Source organism: Pseudomonas sp. B21-010, from assembly GCF_024749325.1.
Taxonomy (GTDB): Bacteria; Pseudomonadota; Gammaproteobacteria; order Pseudomonadales; family Pseudomonadaceae; genus Aquipseudomonas; species Aquipseudomonas kilonensis.
Map to the genome: position 1 here is coordinate 3,264,742 of NZ_CP087198.1, position 15,290 is coordinate 3,280,031.

Sequence of the window (15,290 nt, forward strand, 5' to 3'; positions counted from 1 at the left end):
TGGCTAGTTCTGCAGAATCTTCTGGCCTTTGACGACCACATTCTTGCTGGCCTTGATCTTGATGGCGCCGGAGCCGTCGATGGTGATGTTTTTGCCGCTGATCATGATCGTGCCGTCCTTCTTCATGGTGATGCTGGCGTCGCCCGTGGTCAGGCTGATGGAGTCGCCGGCGGTGAGGGCAAAGTGCTTGCCCACGTCCAGGCTGTCGTTCTGCTTGATGTTGGTGGTGCGGTTCTGGGCGACGTCGCGGGATTCGTTCTGGCCAATCTGGGTGCTCTGGTTGCCGCTGATCTCGATGCCTTCGTTGCCCTGGACCGTTTCGTTACGGTTGCCGGTGATGCTGATCGTTTCGTTGCCGCCCACGTCCTCGGTGCGGTTGCTGGCGATGCTGATTTTCTCGTTGGCACCGACTTTTTCCGTGCGGTCGGCACCGATGGTGATGGTCTCGTTACTGCCCACGCTCTCGGTGCGATTGGCGCCAATGGTGATTTTCTCGTTGCTGCCGACATCCTCGGTACGGTTCACACCGATGGAAATGGTTTCGTTATTGCCGACCTTTTCCTTGCGATCCACACCGATGGTGATGGTTTCGTTGTTGTCGACGGTTTCAGTGCGGTCGTGTTTGACGTGCACGGTCTCGTCGTTGTCGATGGTCTTGCTGCGGTCGTGGCCCACCCAGTGGGTCTCGTCGTTCTCGACCTCGATGTCCTGGTTTTTTTCGGCGTGGATAAACAGCTGCTCGGCGCCTTTCTTGTCCTCCATGCGGATTTCATTGAAGTTGGCCGGTGAACCGCCCTTGCTTGAACGGCTTTTCGTCCCGCTCTGAGTGGCATTGGCGGGCAGCGCGTAGGGCACAGTCTGTTCGGCGTTGTAGACGCGGCCGGTGATGATAGGCCGATCCGGATCGCCCTCGAGGAAACTGACGATCACTTCCTGGCCGATCCGCGGGAGCTGCACGGAGCCCCAGTTCTTGCCGGCCCAGGCCTGGGAAACGCGAATCCAGCAGGAGCTGTTTTCGTTGGACTGGTCATGGCGATCCCAATGGAAATGCACTTTGACCCGGCCATACTGGTCGGTCCAGATCTCCTCGCCGCTGGGGCCGACCACCACGGCAGTCTGCGGCCCGCGAACAATGGGCATGGGCGTGAGGGGCAGAGGGCGGAAGGACTGGCTGGCATCCATGCAGTCCAGCTCGCTGACGAACTGTTCGGCGACGTCCGACTGGCCGCTTTCATAGGCTTCCTGACGGATCTGATAACGGGCGACCACCACCAGGTACTCGCGGTTCTGGTCTGCACGGTCGTATCCCGTCAGCGTAAACACATGACCGCAACCGATTCCGCGGGCGCGACCGCGTAATTGCACACGCTCGAACTGGCTGTGAATGGCTTCGATGCGGGTACGCGCGTAGTGATCGCCGTCGTTGCTCTGGACGTATTCACCCGGGTAGTCGTAGAGCGGGTAGTCGGCGTTGGTGTGGGTGCGCGGCACACTGGAACGCACCTCAAGGCTGGCACGTGGGCGCAGGAAGTCATAGTCGTTCAGCGCCAGCGAACCGGGTTGCACTTCCCGCGCCAGTTGCCAGTCGTAGAAATGATCGCGCTCGCGCATTTGCCGATCAGGTGGATAGAAGGGCACCGAGGCATAGTCTGGCGCCGTGGTGTGGGCGCCATAGGCGTCGGCCAACACCAACACATGACGCGCCTCTTCATGGCGAAAGAAGTAATAGATACCTTCCTGCTCCATCAACCGACTGACGAAGTCGAAGCTGGTTTCGCGGTACTGCACGCAATACTCCCACTCGCGGTAGCTGCCGCTCAGGCTGTCCTCGAAATCGGAGAAGCCGAGGTCGCGGAACACCTGCTTGATGATGTCCGGCACCGTCTTGTTCTGGAAAATCCGGCAGTCGGAGGTGCGCGTGAGCAGCCAGAACCAGGGCCGTAGACTGACGCGATAACCGGCGAACTGGCCGTGCCCGGTCAGTTGCCGGCAACTGCAGACGATGCCGTGGAAGTAGCGCTTGCCACCGTCGTACAGCTCCAGGGTCAGGCCCATCGGCTTGCCCAACAACTGGTCGAACGTGATCGCCCGGTCTTCAGAAGTGAGATCCAACTCGTAGTGGAACAACCGCCCCAGCTCTTCGCTGCCGTCCATGCTTTGCAACAACAGGACATCGCCGCCGAGAGGACTGTCGACCTGCACCAAACGGTTGTTTTGCGTGATAGCCATGAACGGCTTCCTTTGGCTCGTGTTCGGGCGTCAGTTGGCCGTCGTAAAGAAGGTGGCGCCGCACGCATAGTCGTCGCCATAGGGGATGCCAGGGGGAATCGAGTCCAACACTTGCTGTACATCCACCACAGGGGGATCTCCTTATCGGTCTTGCAGTCTTCAATCAAACTGAACGTACGAGCAGATCCTTATGCTGCGGATTAACGTGTGTCCGAAGCCATTTGATGGCGTTTCCGAGCCGTCGGATACGTTCCAGCATCCAGCTCGAATTGGCAGATGCTGAGGTCAAGATAGGTGACTGAAAGGGCGTTTGCTTAGTTTCGTTGGCTATATATACGATTATTAAATCGAATAACCAGGAAAGGTACTGACGTCAAAACTCCCGGCCAAAGGCTGCCCATCCGGCGCCGTTGCAGCGGATGGCACTGCTGGACCGTACAACACTTTGAACGTCTCCCCCCACACAGCCTCTGACACTCATGCAGGGCGAGCGCACTTCGTTCATTCACGCGAGGAGGATAGGTTTACATGAAAATTCTAATGGTCCTTACATCTCACGATCAGTTGGGCGACACCGGCAAGAAGACTGGATTCTGGCTGGAAGAATTCGCTGCTCCCTATTACGCGTTCGTCGACGTCAATGCGACGGTGACGCTTGCGTCTCCAAAGGGTGGACAACCGCCACTGGACCCCAAGAGTGACGAAGAGGAGGCCCAGACCGATGCAACACGTCGCTTCGCGTCCGATGCCAAGGCCCAAGCGGCGTTGGCCAACACCGTGCCGCTGGCTGAGGCCGATCCCTATGCATTCGATGCCGTGTTTTATCCAGGAGGCCATGGGCCCCTGTGGGATCTCGCCGAGAACGCCGACTCCAAGACCCTCATCGAAGCGTTTTATGCTGCGAATAAACCCATCGCGGCCGTCTGCCACGCGCCCGGGGTGTTCAAGAACGTCAACGCACCGGATGGCGAGCCCGTGGTCAAGGGTAAAAAAGTGACCGGATTCACCAATTCCGAGGAGGAGGCGGTGGGGCTGACCCAGGTGGTTCCGTTTCTGGTGGAGGACATGCTCAAGGCCAAGGGCGGCGAGTATTCCAAAGGTGCTGATTGGGGAAGCTATGTGGTCGAGGATGGGCACCTGATCACGGGTCAGAATCCCGCTTCGTCCGAAGCTGCGGCCATTGCCCTGCTCAAGCGACTGAAGCAGGAACAGACGGGCTGAATCAACGTTGCAGGGCGGTCAACTCGGCCGCCTGATGACGGGGCTGGGAGAGCCAATAGCGGTGCGGACGATTAAGGCCCATGGTCGATTCCTGTCTATATAAGCTCACTGACCTGGCTCCATGTGATGTTGAATCGAGCCAGAAATTTTCGGATTCGATCGGAGTCGTTAGATGATGCCTTGGCTGATCGGGTATGTGAAAAGAGCTTGCGCCCCGCATCCGCCTGGCTTGCCGCGGTGCTGCATACCTTCAAGACCGACTCCAGTTGCAGGCGATCAAACAAGTCAATCTCAAGACCAGCATTAGCCAAGTGTTCCGACAGCGGGTCGGAGGCGGTCGGTATCCGCCAGTCCAGACGCAGTCGTTCCAGTTCATCCTCCACCAGCGCCATATCGATCCGGCCACTGTCAGCCAATGTGGCCATCCGGGTGATCGACGCAGAGAGTTGTCGGAAGTTTCCTGGCCAACTGGCATCTTTGCCGGTAGCAAAGGACACATATCGGCGCCGAGCTTCTGCATTGAAGCGAACCATTTGAGCATGATCCCTGGCATACCGCAGTAGTTCAAAATCGATGTTCGGCTCGATGTCCTCCCTCCGGTTGGCCAGTCCGGGCAGGACAAAGGTCCAAATGTTGATTCGGGCTAACAAGTCCTCGCGAAACAGGCCTTCGATAACGCGCGCTTGCAGATCACGATTAGTACCGGCGATCAGAGTGAAGTCAGACTCGACCTCTTTATCAGAGCCCATCGGCAAGAACCTCTTCTCCTCAATCGCTTTCAGAAGCATTGCTTGCTCGTCGAGCGGTAACTCTCCAATCTCGTCGAGAAACAGAACGCCTTTGTGCGCCGAGCGCAGCAAGCCCTCTCGCGCCTGTTGAGCGCCGGTGAACGCACCTCTCGTGTGACCGAACAATGTCGACATCGCTGTATCACCACGTAACGTGGCGCAGTTCACCGCGACGAACGGGCCAACGATCTGGTGACGCCCCCGTTTGAGCTCGTAGACCTGCCGTGCCAGAAAGGACTTTCCCGCCCCCGTTGGGCCGCTGATCAAAATCGGCGCCCGGGATCGAACGGCGACCCGTTCGATCTGCTCTATCGTACGGTTGAAGGCCGCGTTGCGGGTCGCAATGCCAGACTTGAGCAGTTCTGTGCCTTCCAAGCGCTCAGCGTGGAATCGCTTCGCGATCTGGTCGTAGCGCTGAAGGTCGAGATCGGTAACAACGTGCTTGCCTGCCGGCGCCGAGTCATCATTGCGCAGGCCATTTGGCTGCGTCTGTATCAGTTTGGCAGGGACGTGCCGGGACTCGGCCAGCAGGAACCAGACGATCTGCTGAACATGGGTGCCCGTGGTGATGTGAACAAGATAATCCTCACTCGCTGTGTCAAAGGGGTAGTCCGCCGCAAAATCATGGAGCGAGGCATAAACCTCTTCGAAATCCCAGGCGTTTTGCATCGCCATGGTGTGCAGGCGGACCTCGGTCTCTGGCGACACCTGAGCAATATCAGCCGCTACCTTCAAGGCGAGATCGGTATCAAAGCGCGCTTGCCCGTGAATCAGTTCAAGGCGATCAATTACCAGGTCGGGCTGTTGGCACAGCGAGACAGTCGGACGCCATTTGTTCCAGCGCTGCTCACCCTTGCCAACTCGGTCGAGCTTGGAGCCTAGGATTCCAATGGCGACTGTCTTCTTGATCTGCATTGCGGAGTATCTCAAAAGATAGGTTGCGATAATAAATTATAGTTTTCTTGTCATGATCATGGATAGCACCGCTGCTTCACGATCTGTTCATTAGAATTTAAAACGTTAAATATCAATCAGATAGTGAAAATTTGCTCCGCCGGCCATAACGTTGGCATGCCGCTCGCTATGGAGCTCCCAAACAGAAAATCACAGGAGCGAAAATAATGACCACCCAAACCTTCGAGCTGCTTGAGGTCGAAAACGGCAAGCCCATCAAAATGTGGACCCGAGGCGTCCCGGTTGAGCCAGAAGCCAAGCAACAGTTGAGGAACACAGCGCAGATGCCATTCGTGTTCAAACACATGGCTGTCATGCCCGACGTTCATTTGGGGAAAGGCTCGACTATTGGGAGTGTGATTCCTACCAAAGGCGCGGTCATTCCGGCTGCCGTCGGGGTCGACCTCGGTTGCGGGATGTCGGCTGTGCGCACGTCGCTGCGCGCCGGCGATCTTCCCGACAGCCTATTCGGCCTGCGTACCGCCATCGAGAAGGCTGTTCCCCATGGACGCACCTCGGGGCGTAGCGGCCGAGATAAAGGGGCCTGGGAAACCGCCCCGGCGCTTGTTGATCAAGCCTGGTCGGCGCTTGAGGGGCGTTTCAGCCTGATCACCGACAAGCATCCAAGCTTGGAAAAATCCAACAACCGCAAACACCTCGGAACACTGGGTACAGGGAACCACTTCGTGGAGGTGTGCCTGGACGAGACCGACCACGTGTGGATCATGCTGCACACCGGTTCCCGTGGCGTAGGCAACATGATCGGTACCTACTTCATCGAAAAGGCCCGCGAGGAAATGCGCAAGCACATGGTAAACCTGCCTGACCGGGACCTGGCCTACCTTCGAGAAGGCACCTCGAGCTTCGATGATTACGTTGAAGCTGTGGAGTGGGCCCAGGACTTCGCCAAGCAGAACCGCGCAGTCATGATGGTGGCGGTGTTGGACGCCGTACGATCGATTATCACCAAGCCTTTTGAGTCACGGCTGATCGCCGTCGACTGCCATCATAACTATGTGGAGCGGGGCACCTACTTTGGAGAAGACATTCTCCTCACCCGTAAAGGAGCCGTCTCTGCGCAGAAGGGGCAGATGGGGATCATCCCCGGGTCGATGGGCGCCAAGAGCTTCATCGTGCGCGGCCTGGGGAATGAGGAGGCATTCTGCAGTTGTTCACACGGTGCAGGCCGGGTGATGAGTCGTACCAAGGCCAAGGCGGTGTTCACTGTCGAGGATCAGGTGCGGGCCACCGCTCATGTGGAGTGCCGTAAGGATGAGGCTGTTATCGACGAGATACCGATGGCTTACAAGGACATCGATGCGGTGATGGCTGCCCAGCGCGATCTGGTTGAAGTGGTTCATACCCTGCGCCAAGTCGTATGCGTGAAGGGTTAATGTAATGCACCAGGACCTGATTCTGATCGACGGCACCCATGGAGGAGGGCAGGTGCTTCGTACGGCCCTCAGCCTCTCGATGATCACCGGGCAGGCATTCCGGATGACAGGAATACGCGGCAAACGCTCCCGCCCCGGATTGTTGCGTCAGCACCTGACCGCAGTACGAGCAGCGACTGAGATTTGTGGCGCCAGAACTGTTGGGGCGGAACTCAACTCGACAGCTATTGAGTTCCATCCCGCAAGCATAAAGAGCGGTGAGTATTCATTCGCGATCGGAACGGCGGGTAGCACGATGTTGGTATTGCAGACGTTGTTGCCTGCACTTTTGCAGGCTGACGGGCCGAGCACAGTCCGGATCACTGGCGGGACACATAATCCCGCGGCGCCGCCCTTCGAGTTCATACAGCGCGCGTGGTTGCCATTGGTACGGCGTATGGGCGCGCAGGTGGAACTGGTGCTACTCAACTATGGTTTCGTCCCCGGCGGTGGGGGCCTGGTCGAAGCCACTATCAGACCTTCGCTCCTCAAACCGCTGGAGCTGGACGGAGGAATGGACCCCGTCACAATCATTTCGGCTGGAGCGCTGGTTTCAGCCATTCCTGTCTCAATTGGGCACCGAGAAGTCAATCGACTTTCGGCAAGGCTGAGGATCGAACAGCACGACCTCTCCGTGACCGACCTGGGCGACCGGGCGGGACCAGGGAATGCTGTGTCTATCACTGCCTTGAGGGCTGGAGTCATCGCAGTTTTCACCAGTATCGGCCAAGAACGAGTGCGCGCGGAGCAGGTAGCGGACGTGGCGATAGACGAGTTCACCGCGTGGACCCAATCGAATACAGCCGTAGAAAACCACCTGGCGGATCAGATGATGTTGCCGATGGCAATTGCCGGCGCTGGCAAGCTGACAACGATGCGCCTGAGCAATCACATCCGAACGAACGCTGTTGTTATCCAGCAGTTCCTCGATATTGGAGTACGCCTCACTCAATTTTGTGATCAAGGGGGCGTTGTTGTTGAGCTTCATGCTCGGTAGGTTGGATTGATCACGCGCCGGTGAACGACACTCAGCCGTAAGCGCCTTCCACAGTAATTGCATGCATTGGAGAAAGCGAATGGACGGGAGTACGGTGTGGTGGCCTTTTGATTTTGAGCGGATCCCGCTAGAATTCGTCCCCTCTCTGTGAGCGGCATTAGTCAAATTACGCAAGGAAGTCGATATGCAATTTGCAAAAGCCATAGGCCTCGCCTTGGCCTTGAGCCTGAGTGGATGCGCCAGTTTCACCAAAGATGAAGTAGCCCCCGTGAATCTGCCTTCAATGGCCAGCTACTCGAACAAGCCGAACGTCTATGTCGATTTCGATTTCTATCAGGGCGACCCCGACAATGCCAAGGCCACCGAGGTGCCGCAGGCTCGCGACATGCTCAAGCCCGATCTGAAGCGAACCTTCGATGAGTCAGGGCTTTTTGGGCGCGTGGTCTTTGACGAATTCCAGAAGCAACCAGGCGATTACAATCTTCGATTGAAGGTCTATAACCATGCGCCAGGCGGTGGGCAAATGGTCCTGGCGTTCCTCAGTGGCTTCACGTTCACGATCATTCCTGCGTTGGCAACCGACCAGTACACCATGAGCCTGGAAACCCTGGACGAGCAGGGCCAGCCGTTGGGCAAGGCCAGCAATCATGATGCGATCAACACCTGGATGGGCATCTGGTTCCTGCCCCTGGCAGGTAATACGCCCAAGGCGGCCATCACCGACACCTTCAACCGCCAGGTCAATGCGCTGTTGAAGAACTGGGTCGACAACAACCGCATAAAATACTCCGCTGTCGACACCCGCATTCCACGGGGCTGACACCGATAGAAAAAGAGCCGCAATCGCGGCTCTTTTTTTGATCACTTCAACGCTTGCGTGAACTGCGGGTCGTTGTACAAGCTCTTGAGCAGGTCTTGCACCATTGGGTTGTAGTTGTTCGCGGCCGCCGGAATGGCGATCGGACCGAAGAAACTGCTGTCCCAATCACGCTGCACGTCTTTAGTGGTTTCGTATAAAACCTGATCACCTTTACGCAGCGTGAAGCGCGCAGCCACTTCGCCATGGCCGCTGCTCATGCCTGCGGTGAGCTGGCTCTTGACCAACTGAACCTGCAGCTGCCGGTCAGCCCGAGGGTCCAACAGACCCGCCTGGCGGAGCTCATCGTTGATCGCGGCCTGGATGTGCAGTGGAACGCTGCCCTCGGGCGATGAAATCGGGTTCAGGCGTACCATCAGCGACCCTTGACCTGAATCCGCATTCACCTGCGTCTCGCGCAAGGGCTGCATGGGTGCATTTTTCTTGAGCTGCTGAACGTTCTGAAAGTTGGGTTCATAGCGGGTCATGGTCACACCACAACCTTGTAGCAGCAGCGCGCAGAACGGTAGAGCCAAGTAGAGCTTCTTCACAGCAAATCCTTATGTGCTTTTTTAGAAGGCGTGATTATCGATAGATGGCCCTGAGCTATCAAGGATGAGTTGAGGTTTACGGTGCCCCCAACCATCTCAGCCGTATTGGCTGGCAGATCCAGCTGCGGTTTTAGGCTTTCTGGAACAGGTCAGCTGGTAAGCAATTGCCAACCATATGAACCACGCCGGCATGACCATCAACGCAATACGGGTGTCAGGTCTCAATGCCAGCAGACAAAGAACAAAGCTCAGAAACGCGAGGGAAAACCAGGCCATTGGCACGCCGCCAGGCATTTTATAGGCCGATTTCGCATGCAGCTCAGGTCGCTTTTTGCGGTAGGCAATATACGACGCAAGGATGGTCGACCAAGTAAAAATCACCAGGATTGCCGATACAGTGGAAACAATGGTGAAGGCGGTCATCACTTCTGGAACGATGAAAAGCAACAGCACGCCCACGAGCATTAATAGCGTGGTAAAGGCCAGACTCAGCAGAGGCACGCTATTGCTCGACAGACGCCGAAAAATCCCCGGGGCGTTGTCCTGGTTGGCCAGTCCGAACAGCATGCGGCTAGACGAAAATACACCACTGTTGGCCGAGGAAGCGGCAGACGTCAGCACCACAAAGTTGACGATACCGGCTGCCGCGGGAAAACCTGCAACCAGAAACAGCTCGACGAAAGGGCTCTTGTTGGGCGAAACCTGTTGCCACGAAGTCACTGCAATAATGCAGGCCAGTGCCAGCACATAGAACAGGATGATTCGCAGCGGAATCGAGTTGATGGCTTTCGGCAGGGTTTTCTCGGGGTTGCGGGTTTCGGCGGCGGCGGTCCCGATCAGTTCGGTGCCGGCAAATGAGAAGATCGCCATCTGGAAACCGGCAAAGAAGCCGAACAGGCCGTTGGGGAAGGCCGCTTGTTTATCCAGCAGATGGTTCAGCGACGCAGTAACACCGCTGGGTGAGACAAAGGAGCTGGCAATCAGCACCATGCTGACGCCAATCAGGGTGATGACGGCAATGATCTTGATGATCGCGAACCAGAACTCCACTTCACCAAAAAGCCTGACCGTCAGCACATTCAAGGCGAACAGGGTCATCAGCATACCGATGGCCGGTATCCAGGCGGGTACATCGGGGAACCAATACTGAAAAAATCCGCCGACCACAACGCAATCGCCTATCACCGCCACGCTCCAACTCAGCCAATACGACCAGCCAAGAAAGAATGCCGCGCGCGGGCCGAGGTAGGCACCGGCAAAATCCGCGAAGGTTTTGAAGTTCAAGTTGGAGAGCAGCATTTCGCCCATGGCACGCATGACGAAATAAACGAACAGACCGATGATCATGTAGATAAGGATGATCGACGTGCCCGAGAGGGCGATGATCTTCCCGGAACCCATGAACAGGCCTGTACCGATGGCGCCTCCCATGGCCATTAACTGAATGTGACGATTGCTGAGGGTGCGCTGCAGCGCGGGCTGTTCAATCAGCCCTGAGGGAGTCGATTTCATTACAAAACCTCTTGATTTTATGTTTTTGAGTTTTGGCAGAAAAGTGGTGTCTTGCGTTTTTGTTAGAGATGCAACGGCTACTGACGGTGGTTTGTGGATAGCGAGATTTGCCGCGTACCCACAGTGGTGCGTAGCCCCTTGGCACTTTGCTCAGGGGCATCGCCTAGGGTTTTCAGCTCACTGTGCGCAGGCGTGAGGGGACGATTGCTGGCTGCTGGTCCAGGATCTGGTAGAGGTCTTTTATGTTGGCAGGCCTCGGCACCAGATGGATGTGCTCACCGATTGCATGCTCTTGGGCCAGGTCTAGCACGTAGCGCAGTGACGAAAAGTCTTCGAGGGCAAAACCGACCGAATCGAACACGGTGACCTGCGCGTCGTTCTCGCGACCCTTGATTTCGCCCTGAACAATCCGGAAAAACTCGACGACGGGAAAGTCGGCGTCCAATTGCTGGATGTCACCTTCAATCCGGGTCTGAGGTTCAAATTCAACGATGACCCGGGCATTGCGCAAGATCTCGGCGTGCAGCTCGGTTTTCCCCGGACAGTCACCCCCTACGGCATTGATATGCATGCCGGGCTCGATCATCTCGGGCGTCAGGATCGTTGCGTAGGCTTTATCTGCGGTGACCGTGGTGACGATGTCTGCGCCCTTGACCGCTTCTTGCACCGAGCCGGCCAGGATGACTTCAAGATCCGGGAACGCGGCCAGGTTGCGCTTCAACTTAAGCGAGGCGTCGCGATCGATATCGAATATGCGCAGTTCCTTGATCGATAGCATTTCATGGAAGGCGAGGGCCTGGAATTCGCTCTGGGCACCATTGCCGATGATTGCCACGATGCGGGCATCCGGGCGCGCCAGGGACTTCGCGACCAAGGCGGAGGTCGCCGCAGTGCGCACAGCGGTGGTCAGCGTCAGTTCACTGAGCAGGGTTGGATAGCCGCTGTGGACATCGGCCAGGACACCAAAGGCCATGACCGTCAGCAAGTTGCTTTGACCGTTGTCCGGATGACCATTGACGTATTTGAACGAGTACTGCTGGCCATCGTCGGTCGGCATCAACTCGATCACACCCTTGGCCGAATGATTGGCGGTGCGAGGCGACTTATCAAACTGCGCCCAACGTGAATAATCGGCTTCGATGTAACCCGCCATTTCGCGGATTGCGCGACGGATGCCCACCGTGGCGAACAGGCGTGCGGCATGATCGACGTCTATGAAAAGAGTCATGTTTTTATTCTCCGGTTCAGTAGTAACAACGTTGCGGGGCAGGGGACGGCTCAGCTGCGTTTGCTCTCGAAACCATGCAGCACATTGACTGCATTGATTCCGATTTCATCGACCATGTAGCCGCCTTCCATCACGAACAGAGTGGGGCAGCCCACACCCGCTATCAGCTCGCCGATGCCGATGAAGTCTTCGCTTTCCAGCAGGAAGTGGCTGATGGGGTCGTCCTTGAACGTGTCGACGCCAAGTGAAATAACCAGCACTTCAGGGGCGAATTGCTGGAGTTTCCTGCAGGCGTGGAGCAGGGCATTGCGATAGCTTTCCCAGATGGTGTTTTTCGGCAACGGGTAGTTGAGGTTGTAACCTTCGCCATGGCCGGCGCCGACTTCGTGACTGAAGCCTGAGTAGTACGGATAAGACACCGCAGGTTCGCCGTGCAGCGACACGAACATGACGTCACTGCGTTCGTAGAAGATGTTTTGGGTGCCGTTGCCATGATGGAAGTCGACGTCCAGTACCGCGACACGTTTCGCGCCTTGAGTGATGGCCTGTTGTGCGGCAATGGCGGCGTTATTGAGATAGCAATAACCACCCATGTACTCACGCGCTGCGTGATGGCCGGGCGGACGGCACAGGGCGAAGGCACTGTCGTGGCCTTCATCGATCAGCGCCAGGCCGGTGAGGGCGATGTCTGCGCTGGTCTTTACGGCTTGCCACGTGGTCGCGGTAATCGGAGAACCGGCATCCATGGCGAAGAAGCCGAGCTTTCCGTCGATGAAAGTCGGGACTTGATCGTTGGACAAATCGCGCACTGGCCACACCAGCGGCAAGGCGTCGTGGGTACGCCCGGTCGCACACCATTCGGACCATGCGCTTTCAAGAAAGCTGACGTAGCGCTCGCTGTGCGCATTGACGTAACACGCCCGGTCAAATGTCCGTGGTTCGACGATCTGGCCAAGGCCTACCTGCTTGACTCGATCATGTACGGTATCGGCCCTGCTGGGCTGTTCGAACGACGGCTTGAGCACACCGTCCTTCAATTCGGTGCCGTGGTGCAAACGGTGGGAATCACTGAAAACTGTAAACATTCTGCGCATCCGTTAATGTGAGCCAGTGCAAATATTCTGTTCTGGACTGGATGCGCTTTCTTTGCTTTATATTCGTGGTTTGCTAGATTTTTCGGGCGTTTTTACTCAGGAATTGCGAAATGCAGAAAAAATCATCCAAACGCATCAGCCTCGACGAGACGGACCTGGCGATACTCACATTGCTGCAAGATGATGCGAGCATTTCCAACGCCGAGCTCAGTGAGCGCCTGTCATTAAGCCTCACGCCTTGCTGGCGCCGGCGTAAGCGAATGGAGGAAGCGGGCGTGATCAAGGGCTATCAGGCCAACCTTGATCGACGCATGTTGGGGTTGGATATCATGGCGTTCGTGCACATCCGTTTTTCCACCCACGCCGATCACGCTCCCGACGCCTTCGAGGCGGTGATTGCGCAATTGCCTGAAGTGTTGTCTTGCCACAAGATCACCGGGGATGCCGACTACGTGCTGCAAGTGTTGGCAGAGGATCTTGATAGCTACAGTGATTTTATCGAGCAGGTGCTCAGGCGCCAGGTGGGTATTGCATCCATTCAGTCGAGCCTGGCGTTGCGCGAGGTCAAGACCAGTAGCCGTATTGCGATACCCAAATCGAGCAAGGAGTGAGTGGGTTGACGATTTTCTCCTCTGCACAACTTTTACACTTAGCTGACGGGGCTAAGCTCATTGAAAAGAAGAGGGTGGAAATCAAATAGAAAATCGCCAACTTACGAAGCATTTATCGGTATCTGGATGAAGAGCGTAAAAACCTCAAGGCCAGTGCTGCCAGGCAACTTGAGCTTCAGCGGTTGAACAACTCGTCCCGCTCAACTGTCAGCTTCTAGAACCGGCAGCTGCAACCGTAAGCGTGTCAGATTCGCTTCGTCGTCAATCTCCAGCTCCAAGCTTCCTTTCTGGGCTTCAGCTAGTAATTTCGCTGAGTAGGTACCAAGCCCCGTACCGCCAGATTTGCCGTTGCTTGCGTATTTTTCGAAAAACCGTGATCGAAATTCTACGGGTACAGCTGGCTGGTTCTCCATTACCAATTCGATATGCTCGGCAGGTATCAATGTCAGCCGCACGCGGCTTTTCTCAGGAGCCGCCTCGCAGGCATTCTTCAGCAGGTTGTTCAGTAGAGAAAAGCACAGCAATTCGTCTCCACTGGCTAGCACCGGTGTTGATTCGTTGGTGTGTTCCGCCACGACCTCGATGGTCAGTTTTTTTGCCTGATAGGTCAGCCTGGCCGATTCGCATAGGCGCCGTACCAGGGGCAACAGTTCGACCGCGACCGGCTTAAGTTCGAAACTACCGGTCTCGATTTTGTAGATGTCGCCAGCCATGTCGATCATTCCTAGCAGGTTCTGGCTGTCGGTTTCCAGGCTTTGCAATATTTGCAACTGGCGCGGCAGCAGATTGCCGCCATCAAGCAGGCTGCGGGCCAAGCCGAGGATATTGCACAGCGGCGCCTTCAGATCATGACGTGAAATACAGCTGGCCTCCTCGCGCAAGCGTTCCAGCTCCAGCATGGTGTCGTATTCCTGCTGTAGAGCGTTGCGCTGTTCGACCAGGCGCAACAGATTGCTCACCCTAAGGTGTAGCGACTTGGGATCGATCGGCTTACTGACAAAATCCACTGCGCCCAGCTCCAACCCGCGTAGCTGGGCTGCCGGATCGCTCATGGCGGTGATAAAGATGATCGGGATGCGGCTAGCGCTGGGATGGCTGCGCAGGTGCTGGGCCAGCTCGAAACCATCCATGTTCGGCATCATTACATCCAGCAGAAGAAGATCTGGCGGGGTCTCGGAAGTACAGATGGCCAACGCACGGCGTCCGTCGCGCGCTGCCAGTATGCGGTACTCGTCCTGAAACAACCCGGCAATCAGCGCTAGGTTGTCCGGTACGTCATCGACAACCAGCAATGTCGGACGGTATTCCTCCTTTGACTCTTGAGTTGGTTCAGCAATTACTGGTGATGAATGCAGCCGAGGACGGTGGGTCATTGCACGCGTTATGCGCTGCGAAAGGTCGTTGGCGGTAAAGGGCTTGATAAGAATGTTGCTGACCCCGGCAGCGATGGCTTCGGTGATTTGGGAGCGGGAGCTCTCTGCGGTAATCATGATGAAAGGCAGCATGGCCAACTTGGGGTCACTGCGGACCTTGCGCAACAGGGTGAGGCCATCCATGACTGGCATGTTCCAGTCGGAAAGAATGACGTCGACCTTACGCGTCCTTAGTAGCGCGAATGCCTCTTTACCATTGGCGGCGGTTAGTATGTGTCGTGCCCCCAAGCGCTCTAGTTGGCTACTGTTGACTCTGCGCATGGTGTCTGCGTCGTCGACGACTAAGAATACGGTATCGGCGGTGATCATAACGCCTAGAGCTCCAAGTAGAAGGATGGGGCAACGCCAGTCAGGTGCCTTTAGCTGACTCTCCCAGCAGCAAT

At 56.6% G+C, this 15,290-nt stretch carries 12 protein-coding genes and 1 pseudogene; 6 read left to right on the forward strand and 7 right to left on the reverse strand.

All coding sequences use genetic code 11. The features are described 5' to 3' along the window. Nucleotides 1-3: 3 nt before the first annotated feature. Nucleotides 4-2,229, reverse strand: a complete 2,226-nt coding sequence (locus LOY50_RS14355) for a type VI secretion system Vgr family protein (protein WP_258687881.1) — start codon at nucleotides 2,227-2,229, stop codon at nucleotides 4-6. Between the two features lie 528 nt (nucleotides 2,230-2,757). On the opposite strand from LOY50_RS14355, the gene LOY50_RS14360 reads away from it, so the two are divergent. Further along, nucleotides 2,758-3,450 carry a type 1 glutamine amidotransferase domain-containing protein gene (locus LOY50_RS14360; RefSeq protein WP_258687883.1) on the forward strand — a complete coding sequence of 231 codons (693 nt, stop codon included), beginning with the start codon at nucleotides 2,758-2,760 and terminating at the stop codon, nucleotides 3,448-3,450. A gap of 95 nt (nucleotides 3,451-3,545) precedes the next feature. Here the strand turns inward: LOY50_RS14360 and rtcR are convergent, their stop codons facing one another. Continuing rightward, nucleotides 3,546-5,153 carry an RNA repair transcriptional activator RtcR gene (gene rtcR, locus LOY50_RS14365; RefSeq protein WP_309475771.1) on the reverse strand — a complete coding sequence of 536 codons (1,608 nt, stop codon included), beginning with the start codon at nucleotides 5,151-5,153 and terminating at the stop codon, nucleotides 3,546-3,548. Between the two features lie 206 nt (nucleotides 5,154-5,359). On the opposite strand from rtcR, the gene LOY50_RS14370 reads away from it, so the two are divergent. From LOY50_RS14370 to LOY50_RS14380, 3 genes are all read left to right on the forward strand, one after another. Next, nucleotides 5,360-6,586 carry an RtcB family protein gene (locus LOY50_RS14370; protein ID WP_258687885.1) on the forward strand — a complete coding sequence of 409 codons (1,227 nt, stop codon included), beginning with the start codon at nucleotides 5,360-5,362 and terminating at the stop codon, nucleotides 6,584-6,586. A 4-nt stretch (nucleotides 6,587-6,590) separates the two neighbouring features. Further along, nucleotides 6,591-7,622 carry an RNA 3'-terminal phosphate cyclase gene (gene rtcA / locus LOY50_RS14375; RefSeq protein WP_258687897.1) on the forward strand — a complete coding sequence of 344 codons (1,032 nt, stop codon included), beginning with the start codon at nucleotides 6,591-6,593 and terminating at the stop codon, nucleotides 7,620-7,622. A 184-nt stretch (nucleotides 7,623-7,806) separates the two neighbouring features. After that, entirely contained in the window at nucleotides 7,807-8,442 is a 636-nt protein-coding gene (locus LOY50_RS14380; protein WP_214510409.1) for a hypothetical protein, read from the forward strand. A gap of 41 nt (nucleotides 8,443-8,483) precedes the next feature. Here LOY50_RS14380 and LOY50_RS14385 read toward each other — a convergent pair whose 3' ends face one another. From LOY50_RS14385 to LOY50_RS14400, 4 genes are all read right to left on the reverse strand, one after another. Next, nucleotides 8,484-9,029, reverse strand: coding sequence for a hypothetical protein (locus LOY50_RS14385; RefSeq protein ID WP_024618963.1), 546 nt, complete (start codon nucleotides 9,027-9,029; stop codon nucleotides 8,484-8,486). Nucleotides 9,030-9,125: 96 nt separating this feature from the next. After that, nucleotides 9,126-10,541, reverse strand: coding sequence for an amino acid permease (locus LOY50_RS14390; RefSeq protein ID WP_214510408.1), 1,416 nt, complete (start codon nucleotides 10,539-10,541; stop codon nucleotides 9,126-9,128). A gap of 172 nt (nucleotides 10,542-10,713) precedes the next feature. Then, complete coding sequence (locus tag LOY50_RS14395; protein WP_258687908.1) at nucleotides 10,714-11,769, reverse strand: ornithine cyclodeaminase; 1,056 nt, start codon at nucleotides 11,767-11,769, stop codon at nucleotides 10,714-10,716. A gap of 50 nt (nucleotides 11,770-11,819) precedes the next feature. Continuing rightward, a complete protein-coding gene (locus tag LOY50_RS14400; protein ID WP_258687909.1) occupies nucleotides 11,820-12,854 on the reverse strand; it encodes a histone deacetylase family protein in 1,035 nt (344 codons plus the stop codon). A 119-nt stretch (nucleotides 12,855-12,973) separates the two neighbouring features. Here LOY50_RS14400 and LOY50_RS14405 point away from each other — a divergent pair, with 119 nt between their 5' ends. Together LOY50_RS14405 and LOY50_RS14410 are read left to right on the forward strand one after the other, a co-directional pair. Further along, a complete protein-coding gene (locus LOY50_RS14405) occupies nucleotides 12,974-13,474 on the forward strand; it encodes an Lrp/AsnC family transcriptional regulator (RefSeq protein ID WP_046062430.1) in 501 nt (166 codons plus the stop codon). 26 nt (nucleotides 13,475-13,500) lie between these two features. Then, nucleotides 13,501-13,692, forward strand: a pseudogene (locus LOY50_RS14410) (MerR family transcriptional regulator); the annotation flags it as partial. Here LOY50_RS14410 and LOY50_RS14415 read toward each other — a convergent pair. Beyond that, nucleotides 13,675-15,216, reverse strand: coding sequence for a hybrid sensor histidine kinase/response regulator (locus LOY50_RS14415; RefSeq protein ID WP_258687913.1), 1,542 nt, complete (start codon nucleotides 15,214-15,216; stop codon nucleotides 13,675-13,677). The pseudogene LOY50_RS14410 and the gene LOY50_RS14415 overlap by 18 nt on opposite strands. Between the last annotated feature and the right edge of the window lie 74 nt (nucleotides 15,217-15,290).

Excerpts from the sequence above, each read along its gene's own strand:
- LOY50_RS14355 (WP_258687881.1), bottom strand. The coding sequence starts at position 2,229 with ATGGCTATCACGCAAAACAACCGTTTGGTGCAGGTCGACAGTCCTCTC.
- LOY50_RS14360 (WP_258687883.1), top strand. The coding sequence starts at position 2,758 with ATGAAAATTCTAATGGTCCTTACATCTCACGATCAGTTGGGCGACACC.
- rtcR (WP_309475771.1), bottom strand. The coding sequence starts at position 5,153 with ATGCAGATCAAGAAGACAGTCGCCATTGGAATCCTAGGCTCCAAGCTC.
- LOY50_RS14370 (WP_258687885.1), top strand. The coding sequence starts at position 5,360 with ATGACCACCCAAACCTTCGAGCTGCTTGAGGTCGAAAACGGCAAGCCC.
- rtcA (WP_258687897.1), top strand. The coding sequence starts at position 6,591 with ATGCACCAGGACCTGATTCTGATCGACGGCACCCATGGAGGAGGGCAG.
- LOY50_RS14380 (WP_214510409.1), top strand. The coding sequence starts at position 7,807 with ATGCAATTTGCAAAAGCCATAGGCCTCGCCTTGGCCTTGAGCCTGAGT.
- LOY50_RS14390 (WP_214510408.1), bottom strand. The coding sequence starts at position 10,541 with ATGAAATCGACTCCCTCAGGGCTGATTGAACAGCCCGCGCTGCAGCGC.
- LOY50_RS14395 (WP_258687908.1), bottom strand. The coding sequence starts at position 11,769 with ATGACTCTTTTCATAGACGTCGATCATGCCGCACGCCTGTTCGCCACG.
- LOY50_RS14400 (WP_258687909.1), bottom strand. The coding sequence starts at position 12,854 with ATGTTTACAGTTTTCAGTGATTCCCACCGTTTGCACCACGGCACCGAA.
- LOY50_RS14405 (WP_046062430.1), top strand. The coding sequence starts at position 12,974 with ATGCAGAAAAAATCATCCAAACGCATCAGCCTCGACGAGACGGACCTG.
- LOY50_RS14415 (WP_258687913.1), bottom strand. The coding sequence starts at position 15,216 with ATGATCACCGCCGATACCGTATTCTTAGTCGTCGACGACGCAGACACC.